General features: G+C 64.4%; 16 protein-coding genes. 10 read left to right on the top strand and 6 right to left on the bottom strand.

From position 1 onward, the window contains the following. Positions 1 to 115 precede the first annotated feature (115 nt). A complete protein-coding gene (locus ACPFMA_RS15030) occupies positions 116 to 1,702 on the bottom strand; it encodes an ABC-F family ATPase (RefSeq protein WP_009394839.1) in 1,587 nt (528 codons plus the stop codon). A gap of 216 nt (positions 1,703 to 1,918) precedes the next feature. Continuing rightward, complete coding sequence (locus ACPFMA_RS15025) at positions 1,919 to 2,203, bottom strand: hypothetical protein (protein ID WP_009396960.1); 285 nt, start codon at positions 2,201 to 2,203, stop codon at positions 1,919 to 1,921. 146 nt (positions 2,204 to 2,349) lie between these two features. On the opposite strand from ACPFMA_RS15025, the gene ACPFMA_RS15020 reads away from it, so the two are divergent. Further along, a complete protein-coding gene (locus tag ACPFMA_RS15020) occupies positions 2,350 to 2,826 on the top strand; it encodes a GNAT family N-acetyltransferase (protein ID WP_064304637.1) in 477 nt (158 codons plus the stop codon). Between the two features lie 32 nt (positions 2,827 to 2,858). Continuing rightward, the gene (locus ACPFMA_RS15015) at positions 2,859 to 3,047 is read left to right on the top strand and encodes a hypothetical protein (protein ID WP_064304636.1); all 189 of its coding nucleotides are present in this window, start codon (positions 2,859 to 2,861) and stop codon (positions 3,045 to 3,047) included. Positions 3,048 to 3,062: 15 nt separating this feature from the next. On the opposite strand, the gene ACPFMA_RS15010 is transcribed toward ACPFMA_RS15015, so the two are convergent. Continuing rightward, positions 3,063 to 3,290, bottom strand: a complete 228-nt coding sequence (locus ACPFMA_RS15010) for a hypothetical protein (protein WP_425928101.1) — start codon at positions 3,288 to 3,290, stop codon at positions 3,063 to 3,065. A gap of 58 nt (positions 3,291 to 3,348) precedes the next feature. Here ACPFMA_RS15010 and ACPFMA_RS15005 point away from each other — a divergent pair, with 58 nt between their 5' ends. The 7 genes from ACPFMA_RS15005 to ACPFMA_RS14975 all read left to right on the top strand — a co-directional run bounded on the left by ACPFMA_RS15005 (position 3,349) and on the right by ACPFMA_RS14975 (position 10,931). Continuing rightward, the gene (locus ACPFMA_RS15005; protein ID WP_425928100.1) at positions 3,349 to 4,029 is read left to right on the top strand and encodes a metallophosphoesterase; all 681 of its coding nucleotides are present in this window, start codon (positions 3,349 to 3,351) and stop codon (positions 4,027 to 4,029) included. A gap of 140 nt (positions 4,030 to 4,169) precedes the next feature. Further along, a complete protein-coding gene (locus ACPFMA_RS15000; RefSeq protein WP_420056382.1) occupies positions 4,170 to 5,144 on the top strand; it encodes a quinone oxidoreductase family protein in 975 nt (324 codons plus the stop codon). Beyond that, complete coding sequence (locus tag ACPFMA_RS14995) at positions 5,141 to 6,070, top strand: LysR family transcriptional regulator (protein ID WP_425928099.1); 930 nt, start codon at positions 5,141 to 5,143, stop codon at positions 6,068 to 6,070. The genes ACPFMA_RS15000 and ACPFMA_RS14995 overlap by 4 nt, the downstream gene beginning before the upstream one ends. Positions 6,071 to 6,230: 160 nt before the next feature. Beyond that, the gene (locus ACPFMA_RS14990; RefSeq protein WP_064304770.1) at positions 6,231 to 6,737 is read left to right on the top strand and encodes an RNA polymerase sigma factor; all 507 of its coding nucleotides are present in this window, start codon (positions 6,231 to 6,233) and stop codon (positions 6,735 to 6,737) included. Next, positions 6,734 to 7,564: a FecR family protein gene (locus ACPFMA_RS14985; RefSeq protein ID WP_425928098.1), complete on the top strand. Its 831-nt coding sequence runs from the start codon at positions 6,734 to 6,736 to the stop codon at positions 7,562 to 7,564. Before ACPFMA_RS14990 ends, ACPFMA_RS14985 begins: the two co-directional genes overlap by 4 nt. A 78-nt stretch (positions 7,565 to 7,642) precedes the next feature. Next, positions 7,643 to 10,066, top strand: coding sequence for a TonB-dependent siderophore receptor (locus ACPFMA_RS14980; protein WP_425928097.1), 2,424 nt, complete (start codon positions 7,643 to 7,645; stop codon positions 10,064 to 10,066). A gap of 238 nt (positions 10,067 to 10,304) precedes the next feature. Then, positions 10,305 to 10,931, top strand: coding sequence for a LysE family translocator (locus ACPFMA_RS14975; RefSeq protein ID WP_064304629.1), 627 nt, complete (start codon positions 10,305 to 10,307; stop codon positions 10,929 to 10,931). A 55-nt stretch (positions 10,932 to 10,986) separates the two neighbouring features. Here ACPFMA_RS14975 and ACPFMA_RS14970 read toward each other — a convergent pair whose 3' ends face one another. Further along, positions 10,987 to 13,452, bottom strand: a complete 2,466-nt coding sequence (locus ACPFMA_RS14970; RefSeq protein ID WP_425928096.1) for an autotransporter outer membrane beta-barrel domain-containing protein — start codon at positions 13,450 to 13,452, stop codon at positions 10,987 to 10,989. A gap of 201 nt (positions 13,453 to 13,653) precedes the next feature. Here ACPFMA_RS14970 and ACPFMA_RS14965 point away from each other — a divergent pair, with 201 nt between their 5' ends. After that, positions 13,654 to 13,938 carry a DUF1652 domain-containing protein gene (locus tag ACPFMA_RS14965; protein ID WP_425928095.1) on the top strand — a complete coding sequence of 95 codons (285 nt, stop codon included), beginning with the start codon at positions 13,654 to 13,656 and terminating at the stop codon, positions 13,936 to 13,938. A gap of 102 nt (positions 13,939 to 14,040) precedes the next feature. Here ACPFMA_RS14965 and ACPFMA_RS14960 read toward each other — a convergent pair whose 3' ends face one another. Continuing rightward, positions 14,041 to 14,316 (bottom strand): peptidylprolyl isomerase, encoded by a 276-nt coding sequence (locus ACPFMA_RS14960; RefSeq protein WP_064304626.1) that lies wholly within the window; start codon positions 14,314 to 14,316, stop codon positions 14,041 to 14,043. A gap of 38 nt (positions 14,317 to 14,354) precedes the next feature. Next, positions 14,355 to 16,316 (bottom strand): acetoacetate--CoA ligase, encoded by a 1,962-nt coding sequence (locus ACPFMA_RS14955; RefSeq protein WP_420056389.1) that lies wholly within the window; start codon positions 16,314 to 16,316, stop codon positions 14,355 to 14,357. Between the last annotated feature and the right edge of the window lie 45 nt (positions 16,317 to 16,361).

Here is a 16,361-nt window from a genome sequence, read left to right as displayed (position 1 = left end):
CATGGCTGCGTGCGGAAATAAAAGAAAGCAGGCTAACGAATTAATCGATCAGCTGTTGCTCAAGTCCCGGCATGTGGGACTGCCGTTGGGGCCGCAAAGCGGCCCCATGGGTTTATCAGACCACGACGCCCTGGCTGCGCAGGTAGTCGTCGTAGGTGCCGCTGAAGTCCACCACACCATCCGGGCTCAGCTCGATGATGCGGGTGGCGAGCGACGACACGAACTCGCGGTCGTGGCTGACGAAGATCAGCGTGCCCGGGTAGTTTTCCAGGGCCAGGTTGAGCGCCTCGATGGATTCCATGTCCAGGTGGTTGGTCGGCTCGTCCATCACCAGCACGTTGGGCTTTTGCAGGATCAGCTTGCCGAACAGCATGCGGCCTTGCTCACCACCGGAAATCACCTTCACCGACTTGAGGATCTCGTCGTTGGAGAACAGCATGCGCCCGAGGGTACCGCGGATCACCTGTTCGCCCTGGGTCCACTGGCCCATCCAGTCGAACAGGCTGACGTCGTCCTCGAAGTCGTGGGCGTGGTCCTGGGCGTAGTAGCCGACTTCGGCACTTTCGGTCCATTTCACGCTGCCGGCGTCCGGCGCCATTTCGCCGACCAGCATGCGCAGCAGGGTGGTCTTGCCGATACCGTTCGGGCCGATTACCGCAACGCGCTCGCCGGCTTCGACGGTGAAGCTGAAGTTCTTGAACAGTTGCTTGTCTTCGAAGCCCTTGGAGACTTTCTCCAGGGTCACCGCCTGGCGGTGCAGCTTCTTGGTCTGTTCGAAGCGGATGAACGGGCTGACCCGGCTCGACGGTTTGACCTCGGCCAACTGGATCTTGTCGATCTGCTTGGCGCGGGACGTGGCCTGCTTGGCTTTCGAGGCGTTGGCCGAGAACCGGCTGACGAAGGTCTGCAGTTCGGCGATCTGCGCCTTTTTCTTGGCGTTGTCGGCCAGCAACTGCTCGCGGGACTGGGTCGCGGCGGTCATGTACTCGTCGTAGTTGCCCGGGAACAGGCGCAGCTCGCCATAGTCCAGGTCGGCCATGTGGGTGCAGACCGAGTTGAGGAAGTGACGGTCGTGGGAAATGATGATCATGGTGCTGTTGCGCGCCGTGAGGATGTTTTCCAGCCAGCGGATGGTGTTGATATCCAGGTGGTTGGTCGGCTCGTCGAGCAGCAGCACTTCCGGATCGGAGAACAGCGCCTGGGCCAGCAGCACACGGAGTTTCCAGCCGGGTGCGACTTCGCTCATCGGCCCGAAATGCTGTTCCAGCGGGATACCCAGGCCCAGCAGCAGCTCACCGGCGCGGGATTCGGCGGTGTAGCCGTCCATCTCGGCGAACTCGGTTTCCAGCTCGGCGACGGCCATGCCGTCTTCCTCGGTCATCTCCGGCAGCGAATAGATGCGGTCGCGCTCGGCCTTGACCTTCCACAGTTCCTCGTGGCCCATGATCACGGTGTCGATCACGGTGAACTGCTCGTAGGCGAACTGGTCCTGGCGCAGCTTGCCGAGCCGGGTGTTGGGTTCGAGCATGACCTGGCCAGCGCTTGGCTCCAGATCGCCGCCGAGGATCTTCATGAAGGTGGACTTGCCGCAGCCATTGGCGCCGATCAGGCCGTAGCGATTGCCGTTGTTGAACTTGACGGAAACGTTCTCGAACAGCGGTTTGGCGCCAAACTGCATGGTGATATTGGCTGTTGAAATCAAAGTGCTTACCTATCAGTAACTGGGGTGACGCCTTGCAGCCCGGGGCAGACGCGTTCGTCCGCCGTGCGTCGGAGGCACGTCAGGACCGGGCTGTCGAGGAGGTGAAGGCGGGGGTAGGGCCGGATTTTGGCGCGCATTGTCGCACAGCTTGCAGGGGAGTTGCATGACGGTGTTGCGCGACCGCTGGCAATTGCCGGTCGGCCTTGGCCTGGACGGTCATTCGATCTGCTTGACCAGCAACCGGCCTTCGTCGAGCCGGGCCCGCTCGCTCCACGAGACGATATGGCTCGCCTTGTTCCAGCGCACCTTGCTGATCCCGCTTGCCCCGGCCGTGGCCATCGCTTCGTCGATGCAGCGCAAGCCCACGGTCGCCCCGGCGCAGGTACCGTCGATCAGCAAGGCGGTCTTCCAGGCTTCCAGCCAGTTCATGCCGCTGTGGTTGGTCACCACGACTTTCTTCAGGCCGTTCTTTACATAGTGGATTTCGTACTTGTCCTGCATATCCCTTCCATGGGCCTTTCGCGCAAGGGCTTACTTTAACCTCGTGGCAGTCGGAATAGAGCGCTCAAGGTGAAAAATGCCAGCATCGTTTACAGTCCCGGCACCCTGTAGTTAACTGGACAACCGATCTGCCGAGAAAAACGACCGTGCCCCTGCGTTTCCGGCCTGTCCAGGCCAGCGACATCCCGATCATCTGTGGTTTCGCCCAGTCTGCCGATGAGGCATTTTTCTTCTTCCCCAGATGCACCTGGCCCCTGACCTCCGAGCAATTGTCCACGGCGATCGCCCAGCGCAGCGATTCCAGCGTGGTGGTCGAGGGGGACGAGGTGCTGGCGTTCGCCAACTTCTACCAGTGGGAGCAGGGCGGTACCTGTTCGCTGGGCAATGTACTGGTGGCGCCTGCTGCCCGGGGCCGTGGCGTGGCGCGCTACCTGGTCGGGCAAATGATGGAGGTAGCGCGCAGTCGTCATCAGGCCCGTGAAATGAAAGTGTCGTGCTTCAATCACAACACTGCCGGCCTGTTGCTATACCCGAAGCTTGGCTTCGTACCCTTCGGCATCGAGGAGCGCCAGGACCAGGACGGTCGTCGTGTCGCCCTGGTGCAGATGCGCCAGGCGCTTTGATCGCCATGATCCAACACCCGGGAAACAGCCCCATGCATGATGAAGACGAACTCCATGAGCCGGAGCACGACCACCTGCTCGATCACGAATTCCACGACCACGAGGAAGGCGAGGCATACGCCGACCCGATGTTCGATGACGTCGATGACGTCGATGAAGACGAGGAGTATGGCCTGGATGTGCTGGACGACGAGGACCACGAAGATCACCTGGACGATTGATCCCCGGCGCCCGGCTTAATGGCGGAAGCGCGGTAACGGCCTGTCGAGCGAGAGGGTGATGAGGGTACGTTTCACCAGCACTTCATCCGCTTCCACCGCCCGCAGGCTCTCGCGGATCCTGCCCGCGGCAGGCAGGTCGCCCTGGCTGTCGATCCAGTCGGCGATGTCCTTGCAGGCGCTGGCCAGGCGCTCCTGGCGATGGTTGATGAGGGTGAGCAGGGTTTGAATGTGTTTGTCGGACATGACTCTTCCTCCTGTAAGCGATTTCAGTGTAGCAGCGCCATGGAACCGGAGTGGTGATATGAGCAGGGTGATTCGACTAAGCCGCAACCTTGAAGGCCGCGATCTGGCGGTGGGCGATGTCCATGGGCATTTTTCCCGTTTGCGCGAGGCGCTGGAGCAGGTGGCGTTCGATCCGCTACGGGACCGCCTGTTCAGCGTCGGCGACCTGGTGGACCGCGGCCCGGAGTGCGAAGAAGCCCTCGACTGGCTGGCGCAGCCGTGGTTTTACGCGGTGCAGGGCAATCACGAAGCTCTGGCGATTTCCCACGTGCGTGGCGAGTGGCTGGACTACCGCCTGTACCTCGCTGCGGGTGGCGGCTGGTTTCTCGATCTCGAGGAAGCCGAGCAACTGCGCTTTGCCGAAGCCTTCGAGCAACTGCCCCTGGCCCTTGAGGTGGACACGGCGCTGGGCCCGGTCGGTCTATTGCACGCCGATTGCCCGCTGGGGCGCTGGCGCGATCTGCTGCCCTTGCTTGAGCAATCCGCGGTTCCGGAGAAGATCCGCGAGGTCTGCCAATGGTCGCGTCTGCGCTTGAAGGAAGAGAACACCCGCGGCGTCGATGATCTGCGCGCGCTGCTGGTCGGGCATACGCCGGTGCCGGACGTGAAGGTGCTGGGCAATGTCTGGCATATCGACACCGGCGGCTGGGCCAACGGCCATTTCACCTTGCTGGACCTGGCGACCCTGATGCCTGCCTAGCCTATACGGCGCCTCCACACGGCAGATTGCTGCAAGCCATGCAGTAATGAAGTGCAATTTCACGGTCTTGTTGCCCGGTGAGGCAGTTTTCATACTCCGGTCATCAACGACAGTTGCCTGGACGGGCAAGGAGAACCGCAATGCCTCACGCAATACGTTTCAGCCAGCCCGGTGCCCCGGATGTTCTTGAGCTGCATGAAGTGGCGGAGTCGGCACCTGGTCCCGGCGAGGTATGGCTGGAGCAGGAGGCCATCGGCGTCAACTATCTGGATGTCACCCAGCGCAAGGGTGCGGTACCCGTGCTGCTGCCGGGCGGGCTCGGGCTGGAAGGCGCGGGCCGGGTCGCGCGGGTCGGGGCAGGGGTGGGCAATGTCGCGGTAGGCGATCGGGTCGCCTACGCCACCGGTCCCTTGGGCGGCTACGCCAGCGCCCGGCGGTTTCCCGCCGAGCGCCTGGTCAAACTGCCGGACTCGGTCAGCTTCGACGATGCCGCAGCCGTGCTGTTCAAAGGCATCACTGCCCAGTACCTGCTCACGTCCACCTACGCCGTAGGGCCGGGAACCACGCTGTTGCTCTACGGCGTCGCCGGTGGACTGGGTTCGCTCATGGCGCCCTGGGCCAAGGCTCTGGGCGCTCGGGTGATCGGCGTAGTTTCGCGTTCTTCCAGCGTCGACAAGGCCCGTGCCCTCGGTTGCGATGAGGTCCTGGTTTTCGATCCGCAAACCCTGGCTGGCGATGTCGCGCGCATCACCCACGGACGCAAGGTGGACGTGGTCTACGACCCGATAGGCCGTCTCTCCTTCGAGGCCTCCCTCGACAGCCTGCGCCCGCGCGGCCTGATGGTCTCCTTCGGCGCTTCCAGCGGTGCGCCGGCGCCGGTGGAAATGGCCACCCTCAACAGCAAGGGCTCGCTGTTCATCACCCGGCCTTCGCTGGCCGCCCATACCGCCACGGCCGAGGAATACCAGGCCCGCGCCGCCGACGTGCTGGCTGCTCTCGAGGCGGGTATCATCAGCCCGCGCATCTGGGCCCGCTACCGACTGGCCGATGCCGCCCAGGCCCACGCCGACCTGGAATCCGGACGATCCTCGGGAGCGATCATTCTCACGCCATGAACCTCGATTTGCTGGACAACCCGCACAGCGATGAAATCGCCGCGTTCCTTGCCGTTGCCGCGCAAGGTTCCTTCGTTGGCGCCGGGCGTCTGCTGGAGCGCCATCCCTCGGTGATCTCCAAACGCGTGGCGGCGATGGAAAAGCGCCTCGGCGTGCGCCTGATCGAGCGCTCGACCCGCCAGGTGCGGGTCACGCCGACCGGCGAAAAACTCGAACAGCGCCTGCGCGCCGCCCTCGGCATGATCGCCGAAGCCGAGCAACAAGCCATTTCCGGTGCCGCCGAGGTGCGCGGGGTATTGCGCCTGGCCCTGCCGGCAGCCATGGGGCGCCTGTGCATCGGGCCCATGTTGCCGGAGTTTCTCGACGCCTGGCCGCAGGTGTCCATCGTCGCCGACTACAGCGAACGCCTGGTGGACATCATCGAGGAGGGCTTCGACCTTGCCATTCGCATCGGTGAGCTGGAGGACAACCGCCTTATCGCCCGGAAACTCTGCGATCACCGGCGGATTCTCTGTGCGTCGCCGGAGTACCTGCAGCGCCGCGGCACGCCCCGGCGACCGCAGGACCTCGGCGAGCACAACTGCCTGCGTTTCAGCGGCCTGGCTTCCTTTCCGCAATGGCGGCTGTATGCGGGCAGCGAGCAATGCACGGTGACGCCCAAGGGCAACCTCACTGCCAACGACAGCGAATCGCTGCTGGCTGCCGCCCGCAGCGGCGCCGGAATCCTCGGCGCGGGGGAATGGCTGATGAGCCGTGACCTGGCAGCGGGGCGGCTGGTACAGGTGTTGCCGCAATGGCAACTGGACCCGACTGGCGGGGTCTACCTGGTACGGCCCTCGGCGCGTTTTCCGGCGGCGACGGTGCTGGCGTTCAAACAGTGGATCGAGGGGCGGTTCGAGCCAGTTGCGCCCTGGCTCAAGGCGTGAGTGATGGCCTCATCGCTGGCAAGCCAGCTCCCACAAGGTTCGGCGGTACTTACGCGATACCGGCGATGAGGTCCTTGAGGTCAGCCTGAAAAACCTGTTTCAAATAAAATGCATTCTCATTTACACTCCGGCCCCGGCATCCCTTCTCAGGCAGAGCACCGTGCAGGCCGATCCCCCGCAACCCACGCTGTTGTCCACGCTGGTCCGTCATTACGACGAACTGGTGGAGCACATCCGCCGTCGCTTCGGCGAGCGCGGTTTCGCCCGCGAGGTGGTCCACGATGTCTGCGTGCAACTGTTGGAAAAGCAGGAAAAGCAAGGCGTACGCAGCCCGCTTGCGCTGCTGCGCAAGATCGCCCACGACAATGCCGTTGGCCGCTACCGTGGCGAGCGCCGCCGCCAGCGCTGGCTCGTCACCGTTGCCGAATTGCCGGAGGTGGAGGCGCAGATCCCCAGCCAGGAACGCCAGCTCGACGCCAGCCAGGCCCTCGACCGCCTGGTCCGGGCCATCGAAAGCCTGCCACCGCGCTGCCAGATGGTCTTCGTGATGCACAAGCTCCATGAACTGCCCCAGGCCGAAGTCGCCGAGCGCCTGGGCATTTCCCTGAAAACCGTGGAAAAGCACCTGCGCCTTGGCATGGCGGCGTGCCGTGAGTACCTGGCATGAGCGAACGCAACAGCCGTCCCGACAAGTTTGCCGAGGAAGACCAGGTCATTGCCCGCCTGCGCGAAGAACTCAAGCAGCGCTTCCCGATGCCCGACCCCAAACCGCGCAACAAGCGCACCCGTATCCTCGGTACCGGCCTGTTGTCACTGGCGGTGCTCGCGACCCTGGCGTGGCTGGACCCGGCCTATCGCAGCGAGCACTACCTGACACGGGTCGGCGAACGGCAGACCCTGAACCTGGTCGATGGCACCGTCGTCACCCTCGACGCTGCCAGCGAAGTTGCGGTCAGTTGGCACCTGTTCAGCCGGCGTAGTGAACTGCAACGTGGCCAGGCGCTGTTCGAGGTGGCGCCGCGGGTATACCGGCCCTGGCTGGTCGATGCTGGCCAGGCCAGCGTCCGGGTGGTCGGGACGCGCTTCAATGTCGATCGCCACGCAAGCGAAGTACGTGTCAGCGTCGCCGAGGGCCGCGTCGCGGTCGCTGCAGGCGGCGCTGAACGGGAGCTGCTGCCGGGTCAGCAGGTGCGCGCGAGCAACGCAGGGCTCGGTGCCCTGGTCGCTGTCGATGCCAACGCGGTTGGCGCCTGGCAAGGCGGGCAACTGGTGTTCCAGCGCACCCCGCTGCGCGAAGTGCTCGATACCGTCCGCCGCTACCGGGACAAACCGGTGCATCTGCAGGACCCGAGTCTCGCCACGCTGCCGGTTTCCGGCGTATTCGACAGCGCCCAGGTCGAGCGCTTGCTGGCGTTGCTGCCGAGCATCCTGCCGGTCCAGCTGGGTACGGCGGCCGACGGCTCGGTGCTGATCAGCCCACGCGGGAAAAAATAATTTTAAGCGCGGGGTAGGGTTGCGTGCGGCGGCTGGCGGCTATCTCCATGACCCTTTTCACTTCATGGAGAGCCTTGCGTGAGTCAGTCCCCGTTGTCCCTGTCGTTGCTGGCCGCCGGCCTGTTGACCAGTTCGTTCGCCCTGGCCGGACCGGCGCCGCAGGCGTTCGATGTTCCTGCCGCAGCGCTGGAGCAATCCCTGAACACCCTGGCCCGCCAGGCCGGGGCGCAGATCCTCTTTGCCAGCGATGTCACCAGCGGCAAGCAGGCTCCTGCATTGAAAGGCAGCTATACCCTGGAGCAGGCCCTGGAGCGGCTGCTGGGCAGTAGCGGCTTGAGCGTGCAGGCGCAGGGCGAGCGGACCTTCGTGGTGGTGCCCGGCGCGGCCGGCGTTGCGGCCCCCGCATCCGCAGTCATGGAGCTCTCCAGCCTGGAAATCACCTCGTCGCGCACCAGCAGCAGCCTGGTACCGCAGGCGCGCCAGGTCAGCGAGATCGAGCGCGAGCAGCTCGAGCAGTTGCGCGAAGTCTCCGACAGCCTGGCCACGGTGCTGGCCAAAAGCGTCCCGGGAATGGCCGATTCCAGCCGCACCATCACCGACTACGGCCAGACCCTGCGCGGGCGGACCATGCTGGTGCTGGTGGACGGCGTGCCCCTCAATACCAACCGCGACTCCTCGCGCAACCTGGCCAATATCGATCCGGCGCTGATCGAGCGGGTCGAAGTGATCCGCGGCAGCAGCGCGATCTACGGTGCCGGCGCCACCGGCGGGATCATCTCCATCACCACTCGTCCTGCGGGGGGCGAGAATCGCGCGCAAACCAGCCTGCGAGCCGAGTCGCCGCTGAGCCGCCTGGGCAGCGACGGCCTTGGCGGCCAGTTGCAGCAGCATCTCTCCGGTTCCGAGGGCCAGGTGGATTACGCGCTGGACTTCGGTGCCCGGCATATCGGCGCTTCCTATGACGCCAACGGCCAGCGCATCGCACCTGAACCGAGCCAGGGCGACCTGTTCGACTCCAACACCTGGAACATCGGCGGCAAGCTCGGCCTGCGCATCGACGACGAGCAGCGCATCCAGCTCTCCGCCAGCCACTACAACGCCGATCAGGACAGCGACTTCACCTCCGACCCCAGCGTGGCACGCCTGCCGCCTGGGTCGGTGCCGGCCCAGGCGCTGTCGGGGCTGTCGCTGGACGAGCAGAACCAGATCAGGAACACCCTGGTCAACCTTGAATACGCCCATGCCGACGTGCTCGGTGGCACCCTCAACGCGCAGCTCTACTACCGCGACTATTTCACCCGTTTCACGCCGTTCGATGCCCGGGGCGTGGCGACCCGCGGGCGCAACGTCGACCAGGTGATGCAGAACAGCGAAGTCTTCGGCAGCCGCGTGACCCTGCGCACCCCGCTGGGCCAGGCAGGCGCTACCGAACTGCTCTGGGGGGCGGATTTCAACCAGGAACGCAGCGACATGCCGATCGACATCTTCGACCCGCGCCAGTACGACGCCAGCGGCGGCCGGGTCTACGACAAGATCGGCCGGCTCACCTACATGCCCGACCTGACCACCCGCAGCCTCGGCGGCTTTGCCCAGTTGCAGCATCGCTTCAACGAGCAGTGGTCGATGGAAGGCGGGGTGCGCTACGAGTACGCCACGGCCCGCTACGACGACTTCGTACCGCTGTCCGAATCCACCGCGGCGGCGCCGGCGACCGTGGCCGGCGGCGAGATCAACTACGACGCCGTGCTTTCCAATATCAGCCTGACCTGGTCGCCCGTCAGCGGGCAGGAGCTGTACGCGGCCTTCAGCCAGGGCTTCCAGTTGCCGGATATCGGCGTACAGGTGCGCAATGCCCGGCGCGGTTTCGATATCGATTCGTCGAACCTGGAGCCGGTCAAGACCAATAACTATGAACTGGGCTGGCGCGGTGCCGTCGGCGAGCAGACCCTGGCCAGCCTGGCAGTGTTCTACACCACCTCGAAGCTGGGCGACGTGCAGAGCTTCAACAACGGCCTGATCCTGACCCGTACCCAGGAGCGCATCTACGGCATCGAAGGCAGCGCCGACTGGCTGACCGACGACGAGCGCTGGGGCGCAGGCGGCACCGTCAGTTGGCTGAAAGGCCGTGAGAAACCGGACAACGGTGATTGGCAGGACATGACCGGCTACCGCATCCCGCCGCTCAAGGTCACCGGCTACCTGCAATACAAGCCGGACGAAGACTGGAGCCATCGCGCGCAACTGACCTGGTTCGATGGCCACGACTACCGCCTGGATGGCGTGGCCAGCTTTGGCCGGCGCAAGGTGGATGGCTATGCCACGGTGGACCTGGTCAGCCAGTACCAGGTCACGGCCAACGACAAGGTCAGCCTGGGTATCCAGAACCTGTTCAACCGCGACTATTACCCGCAGTACAGCCAATTGATGCGCAGCAGCACCAACACCAGCCACCTTCCGGCGCCGGGGACGGTGTTGACGGTGGGGTATAGCCACGACTGGTAAAGCACCGCAAGACCTGTGGGAGTGCGCTCAGTCTTGTCGCGCGGAGAACAGGTCTAAAGCACGACTCGGACTCTGTGGGAGCGGGTTCACCCGCGATTGCGACGGTGAATTCGCTACCCGTAATCGCGGGTGAACCCGCTCCCACAGGGACCGCGTCGAATCGGAATCGTGTGGCTCGCCAGCTTGACGCCATCCACCACCGCCACTCACTCTGGCCTCCTTGCCCAAGGAGCCCGCCATGGACCTGTCCACCCTCGCACTGTTCATCCCTGCCTGCTTCGCCCTCAACATGGCCCCGGGGCCGAACAACCTGTTGTCCCTCAACAACGCCAGCCGCTACGGCTTGCGTACCGCCTGTGTTGCCGGCATTGGCCGCTTGTTCGCCTTCGCCGGCATGATCCTGCTCGCTGCCCTGGGGCTGGCGGTGGTACTGCACACCAGTGAATACCTGTTCCTGGCGATCAAGGTGCTGGGTGCGTTCTACCTGTTCTACATCGCCTGGCAGCTCTGGCGCGCGCCGGTGGGTGAGGGCGGGGTGATCGTCGAGCGCAAGGGCGGAGTACTGAAGCTGGCGCGGCAGGAGTTTTTCGTCGCAGCGGGCAATCCGAAAGCCATCCTTATCTTTACTGCATTCCTGCCCCAGTTCGTGTCGATGAACAGCGCCGTCCCCGTGGGCGAGCAGTTCCTCTGGCTGGGGGTGATGTTCCTGCTACTGGAGTGGTTTGCCATCGCTATCTATGCCTGGCTGGGGGCGTATCTGCAGCGCTGGTTCAACCAGCCGGGGCCGCGGCGATTGTTCAATCGGCTGAGTGCAGGGCTGCTGGGTTGCGCAGGGTTGGGGTTGCTGGCGGCACGGCGGGCATGAGCAAGCACACTTAAAAAGAACCGGCCGAGCCTGGAAGCCCGGCCGGGGAGCGCACTTACCAACTGATGCGCAGGCCGAGGTTGCCGGCGATATCCTCGCGCTGCCGGCCATCGAGGTTGGCGGCGTAGCTGACGCCGGTATACACGCTTACCGCCGGACTCAGCCTGGCACTGACGCCAGCGCCGACATCCATCCAGGTGGCCTGCTGGTCGGTCTTGATGGTGTCGACGTCATCGAAGGTGAGCCGGTCCTCGCCGCTGAAGCTGTGCAGCACATTGGCCCGCACGTAGGGTTCCAGCGGCACTCCGCCGGCCTCGTAGCGGCCCTTGAGACGGGCGCCGAGACGACCGGTCCAGTTGGTGTCGCTGTCCTGGCGGATCTCCGAAATGCCGTCGTTCTGCCGGTCCAGCGAGACTTTCTGGCCGACCAACTGCGCCTGGGGCTCCAGCACCCAGTCGTTACCCAGGCCGATGGGGAAGCCGGTTTCCACCGACAACGCGGTGGAATGCCCCTTCAGGTCGATCTGCAGCCCGCGGTCGGAACGGGCGCGGCCGTCCAGATGGGTGTACTGCGCAACCACGTCGACATACCACTGCTGCGGTCCGATCAGGGTCCAGTAGGCGCCGACGCTGTCGCCATCGAGCTTCATATTGCCTGCCGCGCTGTCCTCGAAACCGAGTGCGAAGCCGCGGAGATCGCCGGTCAGGCGGGTGTGCGCGACATACAGGCCGACCCGCTGGCCATAGCCACTGTCGTCGTCGCTGCCATACAGGTCGTGGCCGACCTGGAAACCGCGCAGGTTGCCATCCAGGCTCGGCGCGACATCACCGCTCCACTGCTGGCGCAAGTGATCGCCATACATCCGGGCCCACCCCGCGGGTACCGCGCCTTTCTCGGTGAGCAGGCCCTGTTCGCCCTGGCGTTCGTGGAAGGTGCCAAGGGTGCTGCGCCCGACCAGCGCCGCAGCTCGATTGGCGACGGCGTACACCGGCACCTCCTGGCGATACAGGGGGATGCTTTCGCCGGCCACCGGTTCCGGCAGTGGCGGGGTGCCGACGGCAGCGACCGGTGCCGGGACAGGCGGTATCGGCTCGGGTGTCGGGTTTTCCGGCGTCGGTTCGGGCACGACGACGGCGGCTGGCGCAGCCACCACCGAGGAGCGCAGGTACCAGCTTTGCGTGCTGTCGGCAGTCACGCCGCCCTTGAACAGGTAATACTCGTACGCGCCAACCGACAGCCGCTGGCCGAGCTGGAACGCGCTGGCGGTACTGGTTACCCCGCTTGCGGCTTCCACCACCTGGATGCCGTTGGCGCTGGTAAGGGCACCGGCGCCGCCAAGATTGTTGACCAGCAGCGTGGTGGTGCCGCTGATGCTGGCTTGGTTGACCACCAGGCGATCCGACGCCGCGCCGTCACCGCCGAGCACGCTGTTGAGCTTCAGGCGACCGTTGTTGCCGATGTAATTGCCGTTGATGGTCAGGCGTCCGGCGCCATCCCCGCCGCTGCTCAGGTCGATCAGGCCGGCGTTGTCGACCGTGGCGTTCTGCCCGGCGCTGAAGGTGCCGACGATGCCGCTGCTGGAAACCAGGCTGCTGCTGGCGTCGATTGCCAGGGTGCCGACCTTGCTGACCGCATCACCCAGGCTCAGGGTGCTGTTGAGAGTGCCCTGCGAGCCATTGCGCAACTGGATGGTTTCCCACAGGAAGTAACGCGGGTCGAGGGTCGCCTTGCTGTTGTCCAGCGTCAGCACATCGTTGCCAAGGTCGCCGTTGAGTTGCGTGAACACGGACAATTGCGTGTCGGTGAGGTTGCTCAGCAGTGCGTTGTCGTCGCCCACACCCATTTGCAGCGAGCCATGGACCAGGCCGCCGTCACGCCACACCAGCCTGTCGTTGCCGCTGCTCAGCAGCACGTTGCCGCCGACATCGCCGCCGCTGATGGTGACGCTGTCGTCGCCGCCGCTGACACTGATGTTCCCGCCAATGGTGCCATTGCCGAGAATGATGGTGTCACGGCCGAAGCCGGTGACGAGGTTGCCGTCGATGGCCCCGCCGGACATGTCGAAGAGGTTGTCGTCCAGCTTCATATCGACCCGGCCGATGCGGCCGCCACTCATCCTGGCGATGTCGCCCGAGTCGAAGCCGCCAATGATACGTCCGCCGCTCATCTCGAAGACATCCAGGCCTTCGCCCTGGTCCAGGGACTGGATCTGTCCGCCGGTCATGATGAAGGTGTCGATGCCGTCACCCATGACCACCGCACCCCCTATGGTCCCGGAATGCATCTCGATGCGATCGTTGCCAATGCCCAGGTTCACGGCCCCGGTGATGTTGCCGCTGCCACCGGCGGGAAGGGTCAGGGTGTTGTTGCCGGTCAGGTCGGTCAGTGAAGCGGCGCTGCCGCTGTCGCAGGTGTAATTGTTGTCGCCGGTATCCGGGCCGAAGGTGCAGGCTGCGTTGGCCTGGCTGGTGGGGAGAATTGCCGAAAGAGCAGTGAGGGTCAGCAACAGAGGTGTACGCATACGTTGTTTCTCCATGGAAGATCAACGGCCAGGTACTGCCTCGATCCAGCGCCCGCTGGACGATGTCATAGCGATACAGGGCATTGCATGTCCGGACAACTGGCAAAAATGCTAGGTCGACGTAAAAAGCCGTACGGCTTATCGGGAAAAGATCTGACGAGGGCCGGACACTTGGCCTAGGATTCACAACGCGCCGCAAGCATGGAGCTGCGGTCCCTCAACTGCCCGGGAGTCATGGACATGCTATCTACGCTGGAACTGCGCGATATCATCGAGAAGAGTTTCTTGCCGGTTCGTTGCCGCTGCACGCTGGCGGCGGATCAATCGCTGACCGTGCAGTTATTCAATCGCGGCTCGCCGCAGCCTGATTTGCAGGTCGCCGGAATCCGCGCGGAACAGCTCGATAGCCGGCGGGCGATCCTCAGCCTGGTCAGCAAGTTGCGTTGCGAGTTGCTGGACAAGCAGCCATTGCGCGATGCCGGCTAGATTATGGGTTGTTCTTGAGGGCCTCATCGCTGGCAAGCCAGCTCCCACAGGGTTCTGAGCTGCCCTTGCCAGCGATGAGGCCCTCAGCAACGACACAAATCATCAATCCCGATAGAACGTCTGCACCAGGTGATAGCCGAACTTGCTCTTGATCGGCCCATGCACCGTGCGCAGCGGTTTCTTGAAGATCACCTGGTCGATCGCCCCGACCATCTGCCCCGGGCGGATTTCGCCCAGGTCTCCACCACGCTTGCCCGAAGGGCAGGTGGAGTATTTCTTCGCCAGTACGTCGAAGGCCTCGCCCTTGGCAATGCGCTGCTTGAGCTGCTCGGCCTCTTCGGCGGTCTTGACCAGGATGTGACGGGCCTGTGCTTTCATGATGCGGGTGCCTCGGGGTTGCGGGTAAAAGCCGGCGATTATGCCTGATCGCGCAGTTCGATGCGGTCGCGAAAATGCTCCAGCGCCTGCGGGTTGGCCAAGGCGTCGGTGTTTTTCACCGGCAGGCCGTGCACCACGTTGCGCACCGCCAGTTCGACGATCTTGCCGCTGATGGTGCGCGGAATGTCCGCTACCTGGACGATTACCGCCGGGACGTGGCGGGCACTGGTGTTGTCGCGGATGACCTTGCGGATCCGCGCTTGCAGGGTGTCGTCCAGGGTCAGGCCGTCGGCCAGGCGCACGAACAGCACCACGCGCACGTCATGCTGCCATTGCTGGCCGATGGCGACGCTGTCGAGCACCTGCTCGATCTTTTCTACCTGGCGGTAGATTTCCGCCGTGCCGATACGCACGCCACCCGGGTTGAGCACCGCATCCGAGCGCCCGTGGATCGCTAGGCCGCCGTCGGCGAATTCTTCGGCATAGTCGCCTTGGCACCAGACACCGGGAAACTGGCTGAAATAGGCGGCCTTGAAGCGCTCGCCAGCCGGGTCGTGCCAGAAGCCAAGGGGAATCGCCGGGAAATGCCGGGTACAGACCAGTTCGCCTTTTTCGTCGAGCACCGGCCGGCCCTGGTCGTTCCACACCTCGACAGCCATGCCCAGGCCCTTGCATTGGATCACGCCGCGGCGTACCGGCAGGGTCGGGTTGCCAAGGACGAAGCAGGAGACGATATCGGTGCCGCCGGACATCGAGGCCAGGCACAGGTCGCTTTTCAGCTCGCGGTACACGTAGTCGTAGCTATGCGGTGACAGCGGCGAGCCGGTGGACAGCAACAGGCGCAGGCGCTCCAGGCGGTGGCTGTGCCGTGGCCGCAGGCCGGCCTGCTCCAGTGCTGCCAGGTACTTGGCACTGGTGCCGAAGACACTGATGCCTTCGGCGTCGATCAGGTCCAGCAGGCGTTCGGGGCCGGGATGGAAAGGCGAGCCGTCATACAGCACCAGCGTCGCGCCCAAGGCCAGGCCGCTGACCAGCCAGTTCCACATCATCCAGCCGCAGGTGGTGTAGTAGAACAGGCAGTCGTCGGCTTGCAGGTCGTTGTGCAGGCCATGTTCCTTGAGGTGTTGCACCAGCACGCCGCCGGCACTGTGGACGATGCACTTGGGCACGCCGGTGGTACCGCTGGAATAAAGGATGTACAGCGGATGATCGAAAGGCAGAGCGACGAAGTCAAGCTCGCCGCCGCGTTGGTAGAAATCGTCCCACAGGCGGGTGCGCGCCCGGGTGACGAACGCATCGAGGCGGATATCGGTAGCGCTGTAGGGCACTACCAGCAGGTGTTCCAGGCCGGGCAAGGCGGCCAGGACCTCGTTGATCTTGTCTACCTGGGACAGGGGTTTGCCCGCGTATTGATAGCCGGCGCAGACCAGCAGCAGCTTCGGTTCGATCTGGCCGAAACGTTCGACGATGCCCTGGGTGCCGAACTCCGGCGACGAGCTGGACCAGATGGCGCCAAGGCTAGTGGCGGCGAGCATGGCGACCACGGTCTGCCAGGTGTTGGGCATGCAGGCGGCGACTCGGTCGCCAACACCGATACCGGCAGCCTTGAAGGCCTGTTGCAAGCCTGCGACTTCGGCGGCCAGTTCGGCATGGCTCAACGTCACCCGCTGGCCGTCCTCGCGTACCGAGACCAAAGCGATAGCGTCATCGCGGCGGCGCAGCAAATGTTCGGCGAAGTTCAGGGTAGCGCCGGGAAACCAGCGCGCATCCGGCATCCGAGGGCCTTCCTCGAGCACGCTGGCGGGCGGGGTGCGCCAGCGTATCCGGAACTCGTCGGCCAGCGCCTGCCAGAAGGCCGGGCGCTGGTCGATGCTCCATCGATGCAGGTCGGCATAGTCCGCCAGTTCGAGGTTGAAGCGCTGATTGATGGCGTGCCGGAAACCTTCCATCCGGCTGGCCTGAATACGCGCCGCGTCCGGGCGCCAGAGCTCATCGTTCATGCAGGATTGTTCCTGGTGGTCTGTCAATGTCCTGAGTCTAGCCCT

This window comes from Pseudomonas sp. NyZ201, assembly GCF_049860765.1.
In the GTDB taxonomy this organism is placed as follows: Bacteria; Pseudomonadota; Gammaproteobacteria; order Pseudomonadales; family Pseudomonadaceae; genus Aquipseudomonas; species Aquipseudomonas bharatica.
The sequence above is the reverse complement of the archived record's forward strand: the minus strand, read 5'-3'. Positions and strand labels throughout refer to the sequence as shown.

Bases quoted from the DNA above. Each gene is read 5' to 3' on its own strand.
- ACPFMA_RS15025 (WP_009396960.1), bottom strand. From the start codon at position 2,203: ATGCAGGACAAGTACGAAATCCACTATGTAAAGAACGGCCTGAAGAAA.
- ACPFMA_RS15015 (WP_064304636.1), top strand. From the start codon at position 2,859: ATGCATGATGAAGACGAACTCCATGAGCCGGAGCACGACCACCTGCTC.
- ACPFMA_RS15010 (WP_425928101.1), bottom strand. From the start codon at position 3,290: ATGTCCGACAAACACATTCAAACCCTGCTCACCCTCATCAACCATCGC.
- ACPFMA_RS15005 (WP_425928100.1), top strand. From the start codon at position 3,349: ATGAGCAGGGTGATTCGACTAAGCCGCAACCTTGAAGGCCGCGATCTG.
- ACPFMA_RS15000 (WP_420056382.1), top strand. From the start codon at position 4,170: ATGCCTCACGCAATACGTTTCAGCCAGCCCGGTGCCCCGGATGTTCTT.
- ACPFMA_RS14995 (WP_425928099.1), top strand. From the start codon at position 5,141: ATGAACCTCGATTTGCTGGACAACCCGCACAGCGATGAAATCGCCGCG.
- ACPFMA_RS14985 (WP_425928098.1), top strand. From the start codon at position 6,734: ATGAGCGAACGCAACAGCCGTCCCGACAAGTTTGCCGAGGAAGACCAG.
- ACPFMA_RS14975 (WP_064304629.1), top strand. From the start codon at position 10,305: ATGGACCTGTCCACCCTCGCACTGTTCATCCCTGCCTGCTTCGCCCTC.
- ACPFMA_RS14970 (WP_425928096.1), bottom strand. From the start codon at position 13,452: ATGCGTACACCTCTGTTGCTGACCCTCACTGCTCTTTCGGCAATTCTC.
- ACPFMA_RS14965 (WP_425928095.1), top strand. From the start codon at position 13,654: ATGGAGCTGCGGTCCCTCAACTGCCCGGGAGTCATGGACATGCTATCT.
- ACPFMA_RS14960 (WP_064304626.1), bottom strand. From the start codon at position 14,316: ATGAAAGCACAGGCCCGTCACATCCTGGTCAAGACCGCCGAAGAGGCC.
- ACPFMA_RS14955 (WP_420056389.1), bottom strand. From the start codon at position 16,316: ATGAACGATGAGCTCTGGCGCCCGGACGCGGCGCGTATTCAGGCCAGC.